The 16,696-nt window shown below is 62.6% G+C and carries 24 protein-coding genes; 11 read left to right on the top strand and 13 right to left on the bottom strand.

The window, feature by feature from the left end; translation table 11 throughout:
* Positions 1-67: 67 nt before the first annotated feature.
* Genes L610_RS11160 through L610_RS11150 form a run of 3 tightly spaced genes read left to right on the top strand, consistent with a single transcriptional unit; the run spans position 68 to position 1,590 of the window.
* On the top strand, positions 68-685 hold the full coding sequence (locus L610_RS11160; RefSeq protein WP_024848793.1) for a hypothetical protein: 618 nt from the start codon (positions 68-70) through the stop codon (positions 683-685).
* A complete protein-coding gene (hpt, locus tag L610_RS11155) occupies positions 685-1,227 on the top strand; it encodes a hypoxanthine phosphoribosyltransferase (RefSeq protein WP_024848794.1) in 543 nt (180 codons plus the stop codon). The genes L610_RS11160 and hpt overlap by 1 nt, the downstream gene beginning before the upstream one ends.
* Positions 1,228-1,590 carry a response regulator gene (locus L610_RS11150; RefSeq protein WP_144705129.1) on the top strand — a complete coding sequence of 121 codons (363 nt, stop codon included), beginning with the start codon at positions 1,228-1,230 and terminating at the stop codon, positions 1,588-1,590.
* A 79-nt stretch (positions 1,591-1,669) separates the two neighbouring features.
* On the opposite strand, the gene L610_RS11145 is transcribed toward L610_RS11150, so the two are convergent.
* The 4 genes from L610_RS11145 to L610_RS11130 all read right to left on the bottom strand — a co-directional run bounded on the left by L610_RS11145 (position 1,670) and on the right by L610_RS11130 (position 6,288).
* Positions 1,670-2,668, bottom strand: a complete 999-nt coding sequence (locus L610_RS11145; RefSeq protein ID WP_246658989.1) for an esterase-like activity of phytase family protein — start codon at positions 2,666-2,668, stop codon at positions 1,670-1,672.
* A complete protein-coding gene (cobT, locus tag L610_RS11140; RefSeq protein WP_024848797.1) occupies positions 2,665-4,554 on the bottom strand; it encodes a cobaltochelatase subunit CobT in 1,890 nt (629 codons plus the stop codon). The genes L610_RS11145 and cobT overlap by 4 nt, the downstream gene beginning before the upstream one ends.
* Positions 4,555-4,605: 51 nt before the next feature.
* Complete coding sequence (cobS, locus tag L610_RS11135; RefSeq protein ID WP_144705127.1) at positions 4,606-5,586, bottom strand: cobaltochelatase subunit CobS; 981 nt, start codon at positions 5,584-5,586, stop codon at positions 4,606-4,608.
* Positions 5,587-5,670: 84 nt separating this feature from the next.
* The gene (locus L610_RS11130) at positions 5,671-6,288 is read right to left on the bottom strand and encodes a J domain-containing protein (RefSeq protein ID WP_024848799.1); all 618 of its coding nucleotides are present in this window, start codon (positions 6,286-6,288) and stop codon (positions 5,671-5,673) included.
* Between the two features lie 142 nt (positions 6,289-6,430).
* On the opposite strand from L610_RS11130, the gene L610_RS11125 reads away from it, so the two are divergent.
* On the top strand, positions 6,431-6,733 hold the full coding sequence (locus tag L610_RS11125) for a BolA family transcriptional regulator (protein WP_024848800.1): 303 nt from the start codon (positions 6,431-6,433) through the stop codon (positions 6,731-6,733).
* Positions 6,734-6,736: 3 nt separating this feature from the next.
* Here the strand turns inward: L610_RS11125 and L610_RS11120 are convergent, their stop codons facing one another.
* The 3 genes from L610_RS11120 to L610_RS11110 are packed head-to-tail and all read right to left on the bottom strand — an operon-like array spanning position 6,737 to position 9,362.
* Positions 6,737-7,612, bottom strand: coding sequence for a transporter associated domain-containing protein (locus tag L610_RS11120; RefSeq protein ID WP_246658988.1), 876 nt, complete (start codon positions 7,610-7,612; stop codon positions 6,737-6,739).
* A 17-nt stretch (positions 7,613-7,629) separates the two neighbouring features.
* Positions 7,630-8,760 (bottom strand): 3-dehydroquinate synthase, encoded by a 1,131-nt coding sequence (gene aroB, locus L610_RS11115; protein WP_024848802.1) that lies wholly within the window; start codon positions 8,758-8,760, stop codon positions 7,630-7,632.
* The gene (locus L610_RS11110; RefSeq protein WP_024848803.1) at positions 8,757-9,362 is read right to left on the bottom strand and encodes a shikimate kinase; all 606 of its coding nucleotides are present in this window, start codon (positions 9,360-9,362) and stop codon (positions 8,757-8,759) included. Before L610_RS11110 ends, aroB begins: the two co-directional genes overlap by 4 nt.
* A gap of 143 nt (positions 9,363-9,505) precedes the next feature.
* On the opposite strand from L610_RS11110, the gene L610_RS11105 reads away from it, so the two are divergent.
* Positions 9,506-9,655, top strand: a complete 150-nt coding sequence (locus L610_RS11105; protein ID WP_024848804.1) for a hypothetical protein — start codon at positions 9,506-9,508, stop codon at positions 9,653-9,655.
* Here L610_RS11105 and L610_RS20220 read toward each other — a convergent pair.
* The 4 genes from L610_RS20220 to L610_RS11090 form a co-directional block, all read right to left on the bottom strand.
* On the bottom strand, positions 9,643-9,795 hold the full coding sequence (locus tag L610_RS20220; protein ID WP_156941763.1) for a hypothetical protein: 153 nt from the start codon (positions 9,793-9,795) through the stop codon (positions 9,643-9,645). The two genes, L610_RS11105 and L610_RS20220, sit on opposite strands and share 13 nt — an antisense overlap.
* 266 nt (positions 9,796-10,061) lie before the next feature.
* A complete protein-coding gene (locus L610_RS11100) occupies positions 10,062-11,024 on the bottom strand; it encodes a sensor histidine kinase (protein WP_024848805.1) in 963 nt (320 codons plus the stop codon).
* Positions 11,025-11,218: 194 nt separating this feature from the next.
* Positions 11,219-11,386 carry a DUF1328 domain-containing protein gene (locus L610_RS11095; RefSeq protein WP_024848806.1) on the bottom strand — a complete coding sequence of 56 codons (168 nt, stop codon included), beginning with the start codon at positions 11,384-11,386 and terminating at the stop codon, positions 11,219-11,221.
* 125 nt (positions 11,387-11,511) lie between these two features.
* Complete coding sequence (locus L610_RS11090) at positions 11,512-12,306, bottom strand: response regulator (RefSeq protein WP_024848807.1); 795 nt, start codon at positions 12,304-12,306, stop codon at positions 11,512-11,514.
* Between the two features lie 214 nt (positions 12,307-12,520).
* Between L610_RS11090 and L610_RS11085 the strand changes: the two genes are divergently transcribed.
* Both L610_RS11085 and L610_RS11080 read left to right on the top strand, forming a co-directional pair.
* A complete protein-coding gene (locus tag L610_RS11085) occupies positions 12,521-12,727 on the top strand; it encodes a NepR family anti-sigma factor (RefSeq protein WP_024848808.1) in 207 nt (68 codons plus the stop codon).
* Between the two features lie 2 nt (positions 12,728-12,729).
* Positions 12,730-13,293, top strand: coding sequence for a sigma-70 family RNA polymerase sigma factor (locus tag L610_RS11080; RefSeq protein ID WP_144705123.1), 564 nt, complete (start codon positions 12,730-12,732; stop codon positions 13,291-13,293).
* Here the strand turns inward: L610_RS11080 and L610_RS11075 are convergent.
* Entirely contained in the window at positions 13,271-13,660 is a 390-nt protein-coding gene (locus L610_RS11075; protein WP_024848810.1) for a response regulator, read from the bottom strand. The genes L610_RS11080 and L610_RS11075 overlap by 23 nt on opposite strands.
* Before the next feature lie 259 nt (positions 13,661-13,919).
* Here L610_RS11075 and L610_RS11070 point away from each other — a divergent pair, with 259 nt between their 5' ends.
* The 3 genes from L610_RS11070 to L610_RS11060 all read left to right on the top strand — a co-directional run bounded on the left by L610_RS11070 (position 13,920) and on the right by L610_RS11060 (position 14,986).
* A complete protein-coding gene (locus L610_RS11070; protein ID WP_024848811.1) occupies positions 13,920-14,258 on the top strand; it encodes a YqjD family protein in 339 nt (112 codons plus the stop codon).
* A 9-nt stretch (positions 14,259-14,267) separates the two neighbouring features.
* Positions 14,268-14,723 carry a hypothetical protein gene (locus L610_RS11065; RefSeq protein WP_024848812.1) on the top strand — a complete coding sequence of 152 codons (456 nt, stop codon included), beginning with the start codon at positions 14,268-14,270 and terminating at the stop codon, positions 14,721-14,723.
* A 65-nt stretch (positions 14,724-14,788) separates the two neighbouring features.
* Positions 14,789-14,986, top strand: coding sequence for a hypothetical protein (locus L610_RS11060; RefSeq protein ID WP_024848813.1), 198 nt, complete (start codon positions 14,789-14,791; stop codon positions 14,984-14,986).
* Here the strand turns inward: L610_RS11060 and L610_RS11055 are convergent.
* A complete protein-coding gene (locus L610_RS11055) occupies positions 14,983-15,894 on the bottom strand; it encodes a diacylglycerol kinase family protein (protein ID WP_144705121.1) in 912 nt (303 codons plus the stop codon). The genes L610_RS11060 and L610_RS11055 overlap by 4 nt on opposite strands.
* Positions 15,895-16,080: 186 nt before the next feature.
* Here L610_RS11055 and L610_RS11050 point away from each other — a divergent pair.
* The coding region (locus L610_RS11050; RefSeq protein ID WP_144705119.1) for a PRC-barrel domain-containing protein at positions 16,081-16,696 on the top strand (616 nt) is incomplete at its 3' end.

The raw sequence follows: 16,696 nt of genomic DNA, 5'->3' as shown, positions 1-16,696 counted from the left end.
AATTGCAGCGAAGCGTTAACCTATAGAGGCTACCCACAGAATGAACCGCAAGAGGACGGTCGGTCGCATGAGCAACGACAAACCACGCCCGGTTTCCGGCGAAATCATGACCGATGTCCGGACCCGCGCGGGCTTCGTCCGCGAAGCAGAAGACGTCATCGATGCCGACATCGAAGCGACCGTCACACCCACGCAGGAACACCTCGCGGTGGCACGGCGATCCGCCCCGAAAGGGCTTGATTTCCTCAGACCCGGCGCCTCGTCGAGGGCCGGCCGGAGAAGCGGCAGCGCCGTGTTCTGGACCATCGGTCTTGGCCTCGTCGCGCTGGCGTTCTGGACCTCGGGCGGTCATGCGCTGGTGCGCCAGCAGGTAGCAACGCTGAAGCCGGCGGCGCAGGCGGCAGGTCTGCGCATCGGCGACGTCACCAGCCGCGTCGAGCGGCATAAGGGACGCGATATACTGTTTGTGGCAGGACAGGCGGGTAACCACGGCTCAGCTGTCCAAACTTTGCCAAACTTGGAGATCGTGGTTAGATCGAACGACGGAGCCATGACAAGTTATTATTTGGGGACAAACGACGTGGCTCTCGCGCCCGGCGACCGCTATTCCTTTTCGAGCCGCGTGGTGGCGCCTAGAAACGGGGTAAGAACCGTCTCCGTAACTTTCCGGGAGTCCAAGCGCTGATGCCTATCGTACGCGGGAAGGAAATCGAGGTCCTTTACAGCGCCTCAACGATCGCAAGAAGGAACCTGGAGCTCGCCAAGGCGATTGGGGAGCGGGAGTATGAGGACCTCCTCGTCATCTCGATCCTGAAAGGCTCGTTCATTTTCGCGGGCGACCTGATCCGCGCGATGCACGATACGGGCCTTTCGCCGGAAGTCGAGTTCATCTTCATTTCCAGCTATGGCACCGGCACGACTTCGGGCGAGGTCCGCGTGCTGCGCGACATCGACAATGACGTGAAGGGCCGCGACATCCTGCTGGTCGACGACATCTTGGAGTCGGGCAAGACGCTGAAGTTCACCAAGGAACTGATGCTGTCTCGCGGTGCCAAGAGCGTGTCGATCGCAGTGCTGCTCGACAAGCGCGAAAAGCGCCAGACCGATCTCGACGCCGATTTCGTCGGCTTCGAGTGCCCGGACTACTTCGTCGTGGGCTACGGCATGGATGTCGCCCACGCGTTCCGTGAACTTCCGTTTGTAGGTATCGTCAAGGGAGACGCCTGAGTGGCCCGTATTCTGATTGTCGAAGACGACGATTCGGTCCGCACCTTCACCGCGCGCGCGATCGCGGCTGCCGGTCACGAGGTGGAAACGGCGGAAGACGGCGATCTGGGTCTGACCCAGATCCGCGAGGCTGCAGGCAGCTACGACCTCGTGCTGTCCGACATCCGCATGCCGGCCATGGACGGCATCGAGATGGCCAAGCGCGCCGCGGGCGAATTCCCGGGCCTGAAGATCCTGCTGATGACCGGCTATGCCGAGCAGCGCGAACGCGCCTCGGACCTAGAGGAGATCATCATCGACGTGGTGCCGAAGCCGTTCACGCTGATGGAAATCCGCTCCAAGGTGCAGATGGCACTGCAGTAAGGGATCAGGTAAGTAAGGGCTTGGTGGCTTAGGGGAAAATGTAGGCCCTACTGCCCTAGCCCCCTACTCACCTACTCACCTATTCCCCTAGCAGAAATTCCAGATACAGCGTTCGCTGCAGGAACGACTGGTTGTCGTCGGACATCACCGACACGACCAGCTTGCCGTCGTCGCGCCGCCAGATGTCCAGCGCTTCCATATTGTCGATGCGCGAGGACAGGTCCGCTTCCATCAGCACTTCCCCGTCCACTACCGCGCCGGGACGGATCGAGCCGCCCTCGATGCGGCGAAGACGCATGCCAACGCTGATCGGCCGCGTGAAGCGGCGTTCGAGCAGGATGAGATCGCCACCCGGCAGGAAGGCGCCATCGGTGACGTCAAAACTGTCGCTGCGCACGACCTTGAAGATGCCCTTGCTCGGACCTTCGAGCACCGCGGCGAAGATATTGCCCTCGCTGTCAATGCTGCGCTCGGCAATGACGACGCGCGCGCCCTTGAGGGGCGACGCATCGGGTGCCCGCACCACCGTCTCCATGCCGGCATTGTAGCGCAGCTCGCGGCGCGGGATGAGGAAGTCGAGGTCACGGACCGGCTTGCCAGCGCCTTGGGGGGCGACGGGGTACTCGGTCACCCTCGCCTCACGCTCGAACGAGACGGTCGCGACACCATCGTGACAATGCATGCCCTCGGCGTCGACATGCGGCTTGTCATCGATGATCTCGCCGGACGCATCGACCATCGGCTGCATGCGGAAGTTCGACACGCCGACCGGTACGTCGCCCTGGCGTTCGATGGTGCCGAAGAACCAGTAGCCGTGGTCGGCCACGCCGACGAAGTCGGACCCCGGCTTCATGAAGCGCATAGCGGAGAATTGGCCAAACTGCGAGGCACGTGCGCGCAGCTCGAAGCCACCAATGAATTCGAGCTTGCCGAAACGGTTGCTGCTGGCGCCGATCTGGAAGCTGGAGAACGGCACCGAGCGCGTCTCGATCGCGACCGGTGCTGCATCTTCTGCAATGGCTCCCGATGCGCCCAGCGCGCCAGCGAGAAGCCCTAGCGCAAGGACGAGAGCCTTCACGCCCGGCGGGCCATGCGGCGCACATCGCGCCGCGTTTCCTCGCCGAACAGCGAGGCAAGCTGTTCGGTCATCGCGCCGGCCAGTTCCTCCGCGTCGACGATGGTGACGGCGCGGCGGTAGTAGCGCGTGACGTCGTGGCCGATGCCGATGGCCAGGAGTTCGACCGGCGAACGCGTCTCAATCAGTTCGATGACACCGCGCAGGTGCTTCTCCAGGTAGTTGCCCGGATTGACCGACAGCGTCGAGTCATCGACCGGCGCACCGTCCGAGATCACCATCAGGATCTTGCGCTGCTCAGGGCGCGCGATCAGGCGGCTGTGCGCCCACAGCAGCGCCTCGCCGTCGATGTTTTCCTTCAGCAACCCCTCGCGCATCATCAGGCCGAGGTTGCGCCGCGCGCGGCGCCACGGCGCATCGGCCGACTTGTAGATGATGTGGCGCAGGTCGTTGAGGCGGCCGGGATTGGCCGGCTTGCCGTCCTTCAGCCACTTCTCGCGCGACTGTCCGCCCTTCCAGGCGCGGGTCGTGAAGCCGAGGATCTCGACGGAGACGCCGCAGCGTTCCAGCGTGCGGGCAAGAATGTCGGCGCAGGTCGCGGCAACGGTAATCGGACGGCCGCGCATCGAACCGGAATTGTCGAGCAGCAACGACACGACCGTGTCACGGAACTGCGTGTCGCGCTCCCACTTGAACGACAGCGGCTGCATCGGGTCGATCACGACGCGCATCAGGCGCGCCGTGTCGAGCACGCCCTCCTCGAGGTCGAATTCCCACGAGCGATTCTGCTGCGCCATCAAGCGGCGCTGCAGGCGGTTGGCCAGACGGCCGACCACGCCCTGAAGGTTCGCGAGCTGCTTGTCGAGGAACGCGCGCAGGCGGTCGAGCTCTTCCTCGTCGCAAAGTTCCTCGGCACCGACCGTCTCGTCAAACTGGGTCGTGTAGATCTTGTAGTCGATGTCCTTCGGCAGGTTGGCGAAGGGATTGTCCTGGCGCTTGTTCTCGCCCGGCGTCTCGGCATCGAGGTCCTGGTCGTCCGCAAGATCGTCGGCGCTGGCGTCGGAGGTCTCGGTCTCGCCGGTCTCCTGATCCTCGCTCGTCGTATCGCTTTCCTCGGACTGCGACTCCTCGGAGCCGGAATCGTCCTCGCCGCCTTCCTCCGAGTCTTCCTCGCCCTGCGGGGAGTCGTCGTCCTCGTTCTCGTCGTCGGCTTCCTCGTCCTCGCCAAGCTCCTCGGCCATCTCCATGGCAGCCAGCATTTCGCGGACGACACGGGCAAATGCCTGCTGGTCCTCGAGCTTGTCGACGAGGGTATCGAGATCGCCTCCGGCCTTGTCCTCGATCCACGGGCGCCACAGCTCCACGACCTGGCCGGCGCTCTCGGGTGCCGCACGGCCGGTCAGCCGCTCGCGCACGATCAGCGCAAGCGCATCCTCGAGCGGCGCCTCGGCCTGTTCGGTGATGGCGGCATAACTCGCCTTCGCGTAGCGATCCTCGAGCATCTGGGCGATGTTGTCGGACACACCCTTCATCGCGCGGCTGCCGATTGCCTCGACGCGAGCCTGCTCGACCGCGTCGAAGACCGAGCGCGCGAGCTTGCCCTCGGGGGCAAGCTTCATGTGGATTCGGGGGTCGTGGCGCGCACGCCGCAGCGCCATCGAGTCGCCAAGGCCGCGGGTCACCGCGACGTCGGTCGCGTTCGCCTTCTTCGGAAGGTCGGGTAGACGGGCGATGTTGCCGGCAAGAACAGGCTTGTCCTTGCTGAAGGAGACCTCCAGCGTGTTGTCGCCCGAGATCGCACGCATGGAGACGGACATCGCCCGCTTGAACGAGTCGATGTCGCCGCCCTTTGCGGAGCGGTTGCGCGTGTTATCTCCCGGACCTGCCATTCACATCGTTCCCATGCCGCGGTGGCGCCGATGCCCCACCGCCCCCAACGATTAAGCCAGCACCACGTTCGCAGCGCTCTCCGGCAATTCCTCGCCAAATGCGCGCTGGTAGAACTCGGCGACGGTCGCCCGCTCGAGCTCGTCGCACTTGTTGAGGAACGTCAGGCGAAACGCAAAGCCGACATCGCCGAAGATCTCGGCATTCTCGGCCCACATGATGACCGTGCGCGGGCTCATGACGGTCGACAGGTCACCGTTGATGAACGCGGAGCGTGTCATGTCGGCGACGCGGACCATCTTGTTGACGATATCGCGGCCCTTGTCGTCGCGGAAGTGCTTTGCCTTCGCGAGGATGATGTCGACTTCCTTGTCGTGCGGCAGGTAGTTCAGCGTCGTGACGATTGACCAGCGGTCCATCTGCGCCTGGTTGATCTGCTGGGTGCCGTGGTAGAGGCCGGTGGTGTCGCCAAGGCCGACGGTGTTCGCGGTCGCGAACAGGCGGAATGCCGGGTGCGGGCGAATCACGCGGCTCTGGTCGAGCAGCGTCAGGCGGCCCGAAGACTCGAGTACGCGCTGGATCACGAACATGACGTCCGGGCGGCCGGCGTCGTACTCGTCAAACACCAGCGCGACATTGTTCTGGTAGGCCCACGGCAGAATGCCATCCTTGAACTCGGTAACCTGCATGCCATCGCGGACGACGATGGCGTCCTTGCCAACGAGGTCGATACGCGAGACGTGGCTGTCGAGGTTGATGCGCACGCACGGCCAGTTGAGGCGCGCGGCGACCTGCTCGATGTGGGTCGACTTGCCGGTACCGTGGAAGCCCGACACCATCACGCGGCGGTTGTAGGCAAAGCCGGCCAGGATCGCGAGGGTCGTCTGGCGGTCGAACAGGTAGTCCGGATCGATGTCGGGGACGTGCTCGGTCGACGTCGAGTAGGCAGGTACGACCATGGAGGAGTCGAAACCGAACGTGTCTCTCACCGAGACGGTCGTGTCGGGCAGGTTGGCGATTTCACGTTCGGCCATAATGTTCAAGTCTCCACACGCGGAAGCTGGCACTCCGCCGGCAAATCCCAAAATATCCGGAGGCGTATCTAGCAGACGGAGGACCTAGCACAAACCCGCTTGTTTGAGCACGCGATATGCCTGCAGCACATCGCGTAACCGGTCTTCTGAGCCCCTGTCGCCACCATTTGCATCAGGGTGATGAAGTTTCACGAGCTCCTTATAGCGCGCCTTTATTTCCGCGCTAGTCGCCTTGGCGTCGAGGCCCAGTGTTTCCATCGCTTTGGCCTCAAGCGACTTCAGCTTGCGCTCGCGCGGCTGGTTGGCGGTGGCCTCGTCGTGGAACATGCCAAACGGGTCGCGCATGCGGTTGTAGTACCCTGCGGCACCCGAGCGCTTCTCCGAGAAGTTGGGCGAGAAGGCCGTCGCCGCATTCGCCCCCATCTTCCAGGTCGGGCGATGGCCAGTCAGCGCCTCCTTTTGGAAGCGAGCGATGTCGGAATCGGGCAGGCCGGAGAAGTAGTTGAAGTTCTTGTTGTACTCCCGGACGTGGTCGAAGCAGAACTTGAAGTACTCGCCCTCGCGCATCCGGCCGACCGGCGCGCGGTGCGTGCCCGGCTCGTTGCATCCGTCCCACTGGCAGACAGGCGCATTCGCCTTCGCCTCTGCCTGCCGGTCAGGGCGAATCCGAATCTTCTCGAAATATTTCGAATACGGTTTCATGCAGCTCAGATGAGAGGTGATACGGCGATTATGGGCCGTTCGCACCCTGATACAAGAATTGACATTTACGGGATCATCGCCCAACCGCCTGAATCGACCGCGACGGTCGCGCGTAAGCCACATATGGTGAAAGGAACCCGCCTTGTCCATCCAGTCGACGATAGAAGCCAAACTGAAGGAAAAATTTTCTCCGTCGCGCCTGGAGGTGCTCAACGAAAGCCATCTGCATGCGGGGCATCATCATGGTGACTCGGGTCATCACGCATCGTTTGACGGCACTGGAGAAACCCATTTCCGTGTCCGCATCGTGGCAGAGGCGTTCAATGGCCTGAACCGTATTGATCGTCATCGTGCGATCAATGCGCTGCTGGCGCCGGAACTTGCCGCCGGAGTTCACGCGCTGGCGATCGAAGCGGCTGCGCCCGGCGAACCGACTCGCTGGTAGGCGTCAGGACCCGGCAGTTTCTGCCGGCCGGATGCGAATTCGTGTAATGCGATTCTTTTCGCGCTTCATGACGATGAAGCGCTTGCCGTGGAAGGTGAAGGCCTGGCGCTCACGCGGGATCGTCTGCGTTTCGTGAATGACGAGCCCGGCGATCGTCGTCGCCTCCTCATCCGGCAGCTGCCAGTTGAGGGCGCGGTTGAGGTCGCGGATCGCCACCGAGCCTTCCACCACCACCGAGCCGTCCGCCTCCTGGCGCACGCCCTGGACCGATACGTCATGCTCGTCGGCGATGTCGCCGACAATCTCCTCGAGGATGTCCTCCAGCGTCACTAGCCCCTGCACCTCACCGTATTCGTCGACCACGATGGCGAAATGCACCTTGCGGCGGAGGAACGCGTTGAGCTGGTCCTGCAACGTAGTGGTATCCGGCACGAACCACGGCTTGCTGGCGATCTTCAGGATATCGATCCTGGAATAGTCGTTGCCGGCGTCGATCAGCGCGCGCAGCAGATCCTTGGAATGGACGACGCCGACGATGTTTTCCTTCGACCCGCGCCAGAGCGGCATGCGGGTGTGCGGGCTTTGCAGGAGTTCGCGCACCACGACTTCCGGCGGCGAGTCGACCTCTACCGAGCGCATGTCGGTGCGGTGGACCATCACGTCGCAGACTTCGAGTTCGGCGAGTTCGGCAAAGCGGCCGATCCGGTCGTCGCGGGCGGTCGCGCTGTCGTTCAGAGGTTCCACGTCCGCATGGCGCGCATCGTCACCGCCATGAGTGCCTGGCTTTGCCGTCGGGCGCACCTCATAGCCGAACAAAGCCAACAGCTGACGATGAAACACCACTGCCAGTACCAGCAGTGCCAGGGGTCCAAACGTCAACGCCGCTTCGAATGGCTTCATGCGCGTCCCGGCTGAAGAATGTTCTGAAGGAAAGCTAGCACTTCCGAGGGCGGCACGTCTCGCGCAACGAACGACTGGCCGATGCCGTTCGTGAGGATGAAGGTCAGCGCACCCCGCGACACCTTCTTGTCCTGCGCGATAAAGTCGAGCATGCGCTCGGCACCCGGCAGCTCGCCTGGGATCTCCAGCGGCGAGACCGGCAGGCCAACGGCGCGCAGATGCGCCTCGACACGATGGGCGTCGTCCATCGAGCAGAGGTTCAAGCGGCTCGAGAAGCGATGCGCGAGCGCCATGCCGATGGCGACGCCCTCGCCATGCACCAGTCGCGTGCCGTCATACTGTGTCGCCGCTTCCAGCGCGTGGCCGAAGGTGTGGCCGAGGTTGAGGAGCGCGCGGTCGCCCGTCTCGAACTCGTCACGCGCAACGACCTCCGCCTTGGCGCGGCAGGATTCCGCAATGGCATGGGTACGGGCTTCGCCCCCTGAGAAAACGTCACGCCAGTTGGCTTCGAGCCATGCAAAGAACTCCGGCCGGTCGATCAGGCCATACTTGGCAACCTCGGCATAGCCCGCGCGGAACTCGCGCTCCGGCAGCGTGTCGAGTACGCCCGTGTCGGCCAGCACCAGGACCGGCTGCTGGAATACGCCGACGAGGTTCTTGCCGCGCTGGGTATTGATGCCCGTCTTGCCGCCGACCGACGAGTCGACCTGCGCGAGCAGCGATGTCGGCATTTGGATGAATTTCATGCCCCGGCGAACGATGCCCGAGACGAAACCGGCGAGGTCCCCGACCACTCCGCCGCCCAGCGCAATGACGACATCGCCCCGCTCGAACTTTGCCGCCAGTACCTCGTCGACGACGCGTTCGAGCGTCGCAAAGTTCTTCGACTTCTCGCCCGGCGCTACCTTGATGATGGTCGCCGCGATGCCCGCCCCTTCAAGGCTCGCAGCCAGCGCAGTGCCATGCGCGGCGGCGACATTCTCGTCCGTGACGATGGCAGCGCGCGCCTTCGGCAGCCGTTCGCCAATCAGACGGCCAGCGTCAGCGATGAGGTTGGGGCCGATCAGGATGTCGTAGCTGCGCGAGCCAAGCTCGACCCGGACGGTGCGTTGCTGCAAGTTGGTCATGCCGGGTTCCCGTCTTCCTGAGAGGCCGCGTCAATGCGTTCAAGATGTGCGAGTAGCGCTTCCATCGCCTCGCCGGCGATAACCTCTCGGCGCGCATCACGCGTCTGCACGGTGATGTCCGCCAGCGCATAGACCGGGTAGCGGTCGTTCATCAGCTTCTGCATGACCCCGCGCGGATCCGGGTTCTTGAGCAGCGGACGGTTCTGGCGCTTCGAAACGCGCTCCATCAGCGTGTCGAGATCGGCCTTCAGCCAGATCGAGATGCCGCGCTGAGCGATGGCCTCGCGCGTCTGCGCGTTCATGTAGGCGCCGCCGCCGGTAGAGACGACTCGCGGCCCTTCCTGCAACAGCCGTTCGATAACCCGCTGTTCGAGCGCGCGGAATTCCGGCTCGCCGTATTTCTCGAAGAGCTCCGGCACCGTCATACAGGAAACGGTTTCAATCTCATGGTCGCTGTCGATGAACGGCAGGTCGAGGGCGGCGGCAACCTTGCGACCGATTGCGGTCTTGCCCGCGCCCATCAGGCCGACGAACACGATCACCCGCTGACCGAGGCGTTCGCGAATGGATGCTGCGATGTCCGGAAATGCGTGCTCTGTCATGCTCTCCGCCTTTCACGGCGGTAACGACATGAAAAGGTGCACCTCGTCAAGCACCGGCAGGACGATGTCCCGCGTGCTTGCAATGCCAACGCACCGGTCCCATAACGGGACAAACCTTCCGGACCCCGAGAATCGGACTGCTGATGCCCACCCTCTTCCGGTTTGTGACGACCCTCATCTTCCTCGCGGCGCTCATCTATGGCGCGATGTACGCGGTAGTTCTCTATGTCGAACCCAACAAGGGCGAGATGACGGTGCGGATTCCTGCGGAGAAACTGAATCAGGCTCGCTGAAGCAGCCGCAGGATCTTTTCGAAATAGGCGAGGAAGAAATGCCAGCGGCTCTTCGGAGCCGCACCGCGGGGCGATGCGGCCCGGTGATCGGCCATGGCCATGCGCGCAGCCTCATGAACCAGGTTCATCTGACTACTCATTGCTCCTCCTCAGAGTGACCTTCTGCGCCCTCGCAACGCCACGTCGCGAGATGAAGTTCCTCCGCAAAAAATTTTTGGCGAAGGCGGAACCGAAGATCAACACCTACGTTAAGTGGATGACGGTCCCGCTACGTGCAGCCCCTCTGAACGCCCCCCCAAATCGCACGTAGCGGGGCTGTCGAATTCAGAAAGTCAGACGTGCAGTGCCGGCCAACAGGTCGGCTTTTTCGTATTTGGCATCCGGGAGAGGTACAGGCCGGGAGGCCTCAGCTTTCGAAGTTTGCTGCCGGCACTACCAGGCGATAGTCGAGGCGCTTGTCGCCGACGCTGAGTTGAGCCTTGCCGTCAAGAGAGAGCGGCACAACGCGCTCCAGCGCAACGCTGCCAAAGCGGCGCTCCTCGCGCATCTCACGCGCATCGGTTTCCTCGCACCACTGCAGGATCAGCGATGGTGCGGCCTCCCCATTCGTCTTTTCGATCTGGCTGGTCAGGATGACCCGGCCATTCGGCTTCGAGAGTGCACCGTGGCTCAGCGAGTTCACGACCAGTTCGTGCAGGGCAAGACCGATATGCAACGCGGCGTTCGGGTTGAGATAAACGTCGTTGCCGTCGAACCGCACCTCATTCCCGGAATCGGTCAGGAAGCGATTGACTTGACCGTCGACCAGCTCGCTCAGCATGGCGCCACGCCAGTTGGACGAGGTGACAAGGTCCTGCGATGAAGCGAGCGACTGCAGCCTGCCGCGGAAGCGTTCGAGAAACGTTTCGATGCCGGACGAGTAGCGACCGGTCTGGGTGGCGATCGCCTGGATGATGGCTAGCAGGTTCTTGGAACGGTGGCTGACCTCGCGCAGGAGCGTGCGCAGCGTCTGCTCGCGATTCTTGCGCTCGGTGACCTCGACGATTGTGGTGACTATGCCCTGGATAACGCCGTCGTCGTCGTGGTCGGCATCGATCCACATATCGTACCAGCGCGCGCCCTCGGCGACGCTGTCGCGAAACTCCATAGTCTCCTGCACGCCGCTGGCGAGCACCGCGCGCTTCAGTTCAAGCGCGCGTTCGGAGGCGAGAGGCGGAAGAAATTCCCCGTCGGTGCGCCCGGCAACGTCGCCCTGGGCCCATCCTTCGGGAATGTTCTGGGCCCATCGGACCCTGAGGTCCGGAGTCTGATAGATGACGATGATACCTGTATTGCGCAGAGCGCGCAGCAGGCCGCGTCTTACATCCACTGTTGCACCCCGTTTAGCATCAACTGCATGTCGACATGCTCCCAATGGGTATTACGCGTTCAAAATGAACGAATAATCTCTCAAGTAGTTCCTTGACTGCAATATTCGACAGCAGCGGCGGAGCGCACTCTGAGGGGTATGCGCGCTCCGCCTCTCCGGCCGGGTTGGAGACCTACCCGCGCCGAAGCAGGTGCCTAACCCGCACGGCGCATGAGGCCTGCCACCAACGAGATCACCAGGAAGACCAGGAAGATGAAGAAGAGGATCTGGGCAATTCCGGCGGACGCCCCTGCAATTCCACCGAACCCAAGCGCACCGGCGATGATGGCCACGACGAGAAAAACGAGTGTCCAGTAGAGCATGACCTATCTCCTTGAAATTTGTAAATGAATAACGGCTCGTCGCCACTTTGGTTCCGCATGCTCTGCCCCATCGCAAACAGGCCGCACAAGGCGGCCTGAAGCGTCAGAATTTTGGCGGAACGATGTCAGGCGGCGGCTTTGGCCTGCCTGTCGAAGAAGAGCGCCTGGCTGATGAGCGCCTTCACCATATCGGGGTTGAACGGCTTCGTCACAAGGAAGGCCGGCTCTGGCCGTTCGCCGGTCAGCAGACGCTCCGGGAAGGCAGTGATGAAGATCACCGGAACCGGCGTGCCGGCGAGGATCTCGTTGACCGCGTCGATGCCGGAGGAACCGTCGGCCAGCTGGATATCAGCCAGCACCATCTTCGGCTGCTTGGACGCGAACATCGCCACAGCTTCCTTGTGGGTGCGGGCGGTACCGACCACACGGTGGCCAAGGCTCTGGACCATTTCCTCGATGTCCATAGCAATCAGCGGCTCGTCCTCGATGATGAGGATGTCGGTCGCAACCTGGCGCGAGATCTCCTCGCTTGCTTCGGCGAGAAGCTGCGAGAACTTCGCCTCATCCACATCCAGCACCTCCGCGGCCTCGGCCTCGGAGAAGCCTTCGACCGCAACGAGCAGGAAGGCCTGGCGCGGCAACGGTGCCAGAGCAGCAAGATTTGCAGACGCGCGGCTTTCCCAGCCGGGCTGCGCCTCCTCTGCCGGAACGCGCACGTTCACCGAGGTGAAGAGCCGGGTGAAAATCCGATAAAGCGCAATGCGATCGCTGGAAAGTTCAGGAAATACGCTTACGTCGGCAATGATGGCCTCAAGTGTTGCGGCAACAAGCGTGTCGCCACTTGACTGAGAGCCGGTCACAGCGCGCGAAAAACGCCTCAGATACGGTAGATGCGGCGCAATCCGTGCTGAAAGGCTCATAGAAATCGTCTCCCTCAATGACGCAAGATTAGCCCCGTTACGGGGCCTTGAGGCAAACAAACGCCAGCTGAAGAAAAAAGTTCCGCGCTTGTGGGAACGATTGTGCATATTCCGCGTTTCCTGAGCAACCCTGCCAAGGGTGGGCGTGAGCTATGGCATAGAGCGCTGTGAAGCGTGAAGGGAAATCAAGCTAGCGGGGGCGAAAAGAGCCAGCATGAAATCCAATACGATGGCGGCCGCGGGAGGCCGCAAACAACCGACAAACCAGGCCGACCCTCTCGGACCCAATTCCGAGATCGGCCGCAAGCTCAAGCAATATTATGACGACCTTGTCTCCGAGGAAGTTCCTGATCGGTTCGCAGATCTTCTGCGCCAACTAGATGAGCGGACTCAGCCCCAGCCGGCACGCGACGGAGAATAGTCATGACCCAGGCCGATACCGGGAGCGGATCGAGCTTCAAGAGCGAACTCTTGGGCGCAATTCCAAGTCTGCGCGCATTTGCGATGTCGCTTGCACAGAACGCCGACAAGGCGGACGATCTGGTGCAGGAGACACTCGTGAAGGCGTGGGACAAGCAGGCCTCGTTCCAGCCCGGCACGAACCTGAAGGCTTGGGTTTTCACTATTCTGCGCAACGAGTTCTACTCGCAGATGCGCAAACGAGGACGCGAGGTGCAGGACAGCGAGGGCATTATGACAGAGCGTCKCGCGGTCCACCCCAGCCAGCACGGCTCGATGGACCTCGACGATTTCCGCACCGCGCTTGAAACGCTCCCCGAGGATCAGCGCGAGGCGATCATCCTGATCGGTGCCTCCGGCTTTTCCTATGAAGAGGCGGCGTTGATCTGCGGTGTGGCCGTCGGCACGATCAAGAGCCGTGTCAGCCGCGCGCGCAGCCGCCTGCAGGAAATTTTGGGCGTCTCAGGCGAGGCTGACTATGGCCCCGATTCGATATCGGCCCAAGTCATGGGCTCGAGTGCAGCCTGATATCGCGACTGGAGGCGATTGCTGCTTCCAGCGCGCGGATAAGGTCGGGACCGGCGAAGGGTTTGCCCACCACTTCGACACCCGAAAACTCGCTGAACATTTGCGCATCGTCCGCATGGCCGGTGGCAAACACGAACGGCACGTTCTGCTCCCGCAACTCCTTCGCAAAGTCGAAGGTTGGCGTTCCGGACAGCATCACGTCGAGCACTGCCGCGTCGATCCTGACGTCGGCGAACGCCCTGAGATCATTGAAATTACGGACGATCGAGACGCTGGCCGCCCCCTGTTCCCGGCACAGATCCTCCACATCCATGGCAATCAGGAACTCGTCCTCTAGGACGAGAACATGAAGCCCGTTCAGCGGCATCGTGTTCAACTGAGCGCCTCCCTGTGCTGGGTTAAGCCTCCCTGTGCTGGGTTAAGTTGTGGCGCAGCAGGCAGCGCTTGTCGATCATTAAGAATAAATTCTCGGATGACGCAACGGAAGTTGAAGATCTCCCGGCAGAGGCACGACCTTCTTCTTTGCTTCATCTACCGACGGCGTTGAGCTAGCCTGTCGTTGGCGGGCGCCGGAACCCCGGCTTCACCCGTGCGTTGATCACCGTTTAGCAGTCAAGGAGTTTGCAATGGCAACAGGACCACGGGCGGCTGCCGGAGCCGGCGCCGAAAACACCACCACGTCAGTAGCCGACCTGGAAGCCGAAATTGCACGGCTTCGCGCAGACGTTGCGGCGCTGGCAGAGCAGCTCTCCCGAACCGGAGAACATACCTATTCGGCAGCGCGGCGGGTTGCGAGCGAAGGCGCAGAACAGTTGCGTGCGAAAGGCGAGGCGGCGATCGACGCGCTCAAGTCCAACGCCAGCGAAATCGAACAGCAGATCGCCGAGGCCGTGCGCGAGAAGCCGATCACTGCGCTCGCGATAGCGGCCGGCATTGGCTACCTCCTCGCGGTCCTGCGTCGCTAGGGCCGCCCCATGCTGACCACACTCATTACCGGCCTTGTCTCAGGCGAGGCAGCGGAGTCGCTTGGCCGCATGCGCAAGGCGCTGGTGATGTACATCATCGCCGGCGCTCTTTTGCTGTGCGGCGTCACCTTCCTGCTGCTCGCGGCCTTCATTGCCGCGGCGCGCAGATTCGGTGCCATTGAAGCGGCGCTTGGCTTCGGCGGCGCATTCGTACTGGTCGCGCTGCTGGTGTTGCTGATCCATCGTCTATCGGCAAAGTCGAAGGCAAAGAAAGCCGCCCAGCGGCGCCAGAGCGAGATGGCGGCAGTTGCGAGCGCAGCTGCGGTCGCTGCGCTTCCGACGCTGTTGTCGAGCAGCAAGGGCCGCTCGGCGGCGCTGTTGGCGCCTGCACTTGCGGCTCTCGGCTGGGCAATCTGGCGAGAGAACACCCGCAGCCGCCGGAAAATGAGCCGCGAGGGGCTGTGAGCCGGAACAAGCGTGAGAGCCGCGCATTCACTCCGGGAGACCACTAGTCACCCGGAGTTTTTTACATGGAAAGAAAAATTGAGCCGAACAAGGCCCGCCAGGGCCGCAGCGGCTGGCCGGTTCTGATGATCCTGATCTGCGCGCTGGTGCTCGTGGCGATCGGCTGGGTTGGCGTCGAACTTTTCGGCGAGGCGATCGAGCCTTCCAACACCGTCGGCGGCGATCCGAGCCAAGCCCCGGCTCCCGCAACGCCGACCAACTAACTGGCCGACAGCGCCTCGGAGGGCACCAGAACGTAGAGTGCCCCCGGCAATATCTTCAGGCGCGTCACGGTATCGATGGGGCAGATTTCTCCATCAATGGCACAGCCGTAGCGCTTGTGCGGGGAAAGCAGGCGCAGCACTACCTCATGCGCCTGCATCACCTCGATCGTATCGATGGCCTTCCAGCGCCCGAGCGCTACCTGGATCGCCATGCGAAAGATGTCGCCCGGCCGCCGCGCGCGGGTGACATAGACGCCGAGCACCCCGCCTGCCGGATCGTCGGCATAGGGCAGATGCCCCTCCCCGAACACATTGTTGCTAATACCGATTCCGGCCGTCTTTCGTCCGATCCCCACGCCATCGAGTTCGAGCTCGACGCGCAGCCGAGGCGGCCTGAACATCGCCTTCAGCCCGGCGCGTACCGACGCCCAGATTTTGCCGATCCGCGAATTGAAAACGTGCTGTTCGCGAATGCGGATGACCTTGGCATGCAGACCAATCGAGAACTGGTGGACGAAGATGCGATCGTTGGCGGTCGCAAGGTCAACCTTGCGAATGACGCCGGTTGCGAAGGCCGCCACTGCTAGATCGAGGTTTTGCGGAATGCCCAGGCTGCGAGCGAAAAGGTTCATGGTTCCCGCGGGCAGGATCGCCAGCGCCTTGTCGCTGCCCATCAGCTTTCCTGCGGCCGTCGACACCGAGCCATCCCCACCGCCCACCATGATGACGTCGCAGTTGCTGGCAAGCGCCTGGTCGAGGTGTTCCTCGAGATCCTTGCCCTCGATAATCGAAACATCAGCTTGGTGACCCGCTGACTGAAACGCTTCGCGCAGCTCGTCCTCGAACCGCACAAGATCAAGGGTCCGCAGCGCGCCGCCGTCCCTGTTGAGGATCACCTGAAAACGCATTCGCCAGCAACGTTGCCACGATCATTTCGTTCCTCCGCACGAATGGCGGGAACGATTGAAGTTGCGGCGGAACTTGATGGGCCGGTCAACGTTGTCGACCTGTGAAGGCCGCGCCCCGGGCCTCCCTCTGCGAAAGTTTGGCCGGGACGCGGTCGTGCAAAGGAACATGCACAAGGAGACTCTAACATGATCCGCAATCTCTTGGCGACTACCGCAATTGCCACCCTCGTCGCCACCTCCGGCGCATTCGCGCAGGCGACCACGACCACCGAACCGATGGCCCAAACCGAGCAGGCTGCTCCGAAGGTCAAGCATGCCGAAGGCTACCTCGCCAGCAACCTGATGGGTGAGACCGTCTACAACGGCACCGGCGACGACGCCGAGAAGATCGGCGAAGTCACCGATCTGGTCATCAAGCAGGACGGCCAGGTCGAAGCCCTGGTTGTGGGTGTTGGAGGCTTCCTTGGCATCGGCCAGAAGGACGTTGCCCTTGAGTTCGCTGTTGCCGAATGGGCGGAGCGTGACGGCGACGAATGGCTCGTGATCCCGACCAACAAGGAGGCGCTCGAGGCGCTGCCTGACTTCGACCGCTCTGCCTTTACGCCGCAGGATGCGACCGCTGAGGTTGGCAACACCACTCCGGCCACCGGCCAGGACATCGGCGTAGCAACAAACTCGTCGTCCGGCGCAGCAGCACCGGCGACCGACAGCACCGCAGCAGCCACCGCGGCTGACGGTGCGGCGGGCTCCTCCGACAACATGGCAGCCGCTCCGATGACCGACTCCGATAATGCCACCACCG

Source organism: Aminobacter sp. J44 (genome assembly GCF_007829415.1).
In the GTDB taxonomy this organism is placed as follows: domain Bacteria; phylum Pseudomonadota; class Alphaproteobacteria; order Rhizobiales; family Rhizobiaceae; genus Aerobium.
Note: the sequence above shows the minus strand (reverse complement) of the source record. Positions and strands in the feature narration are given on the sequence as shown.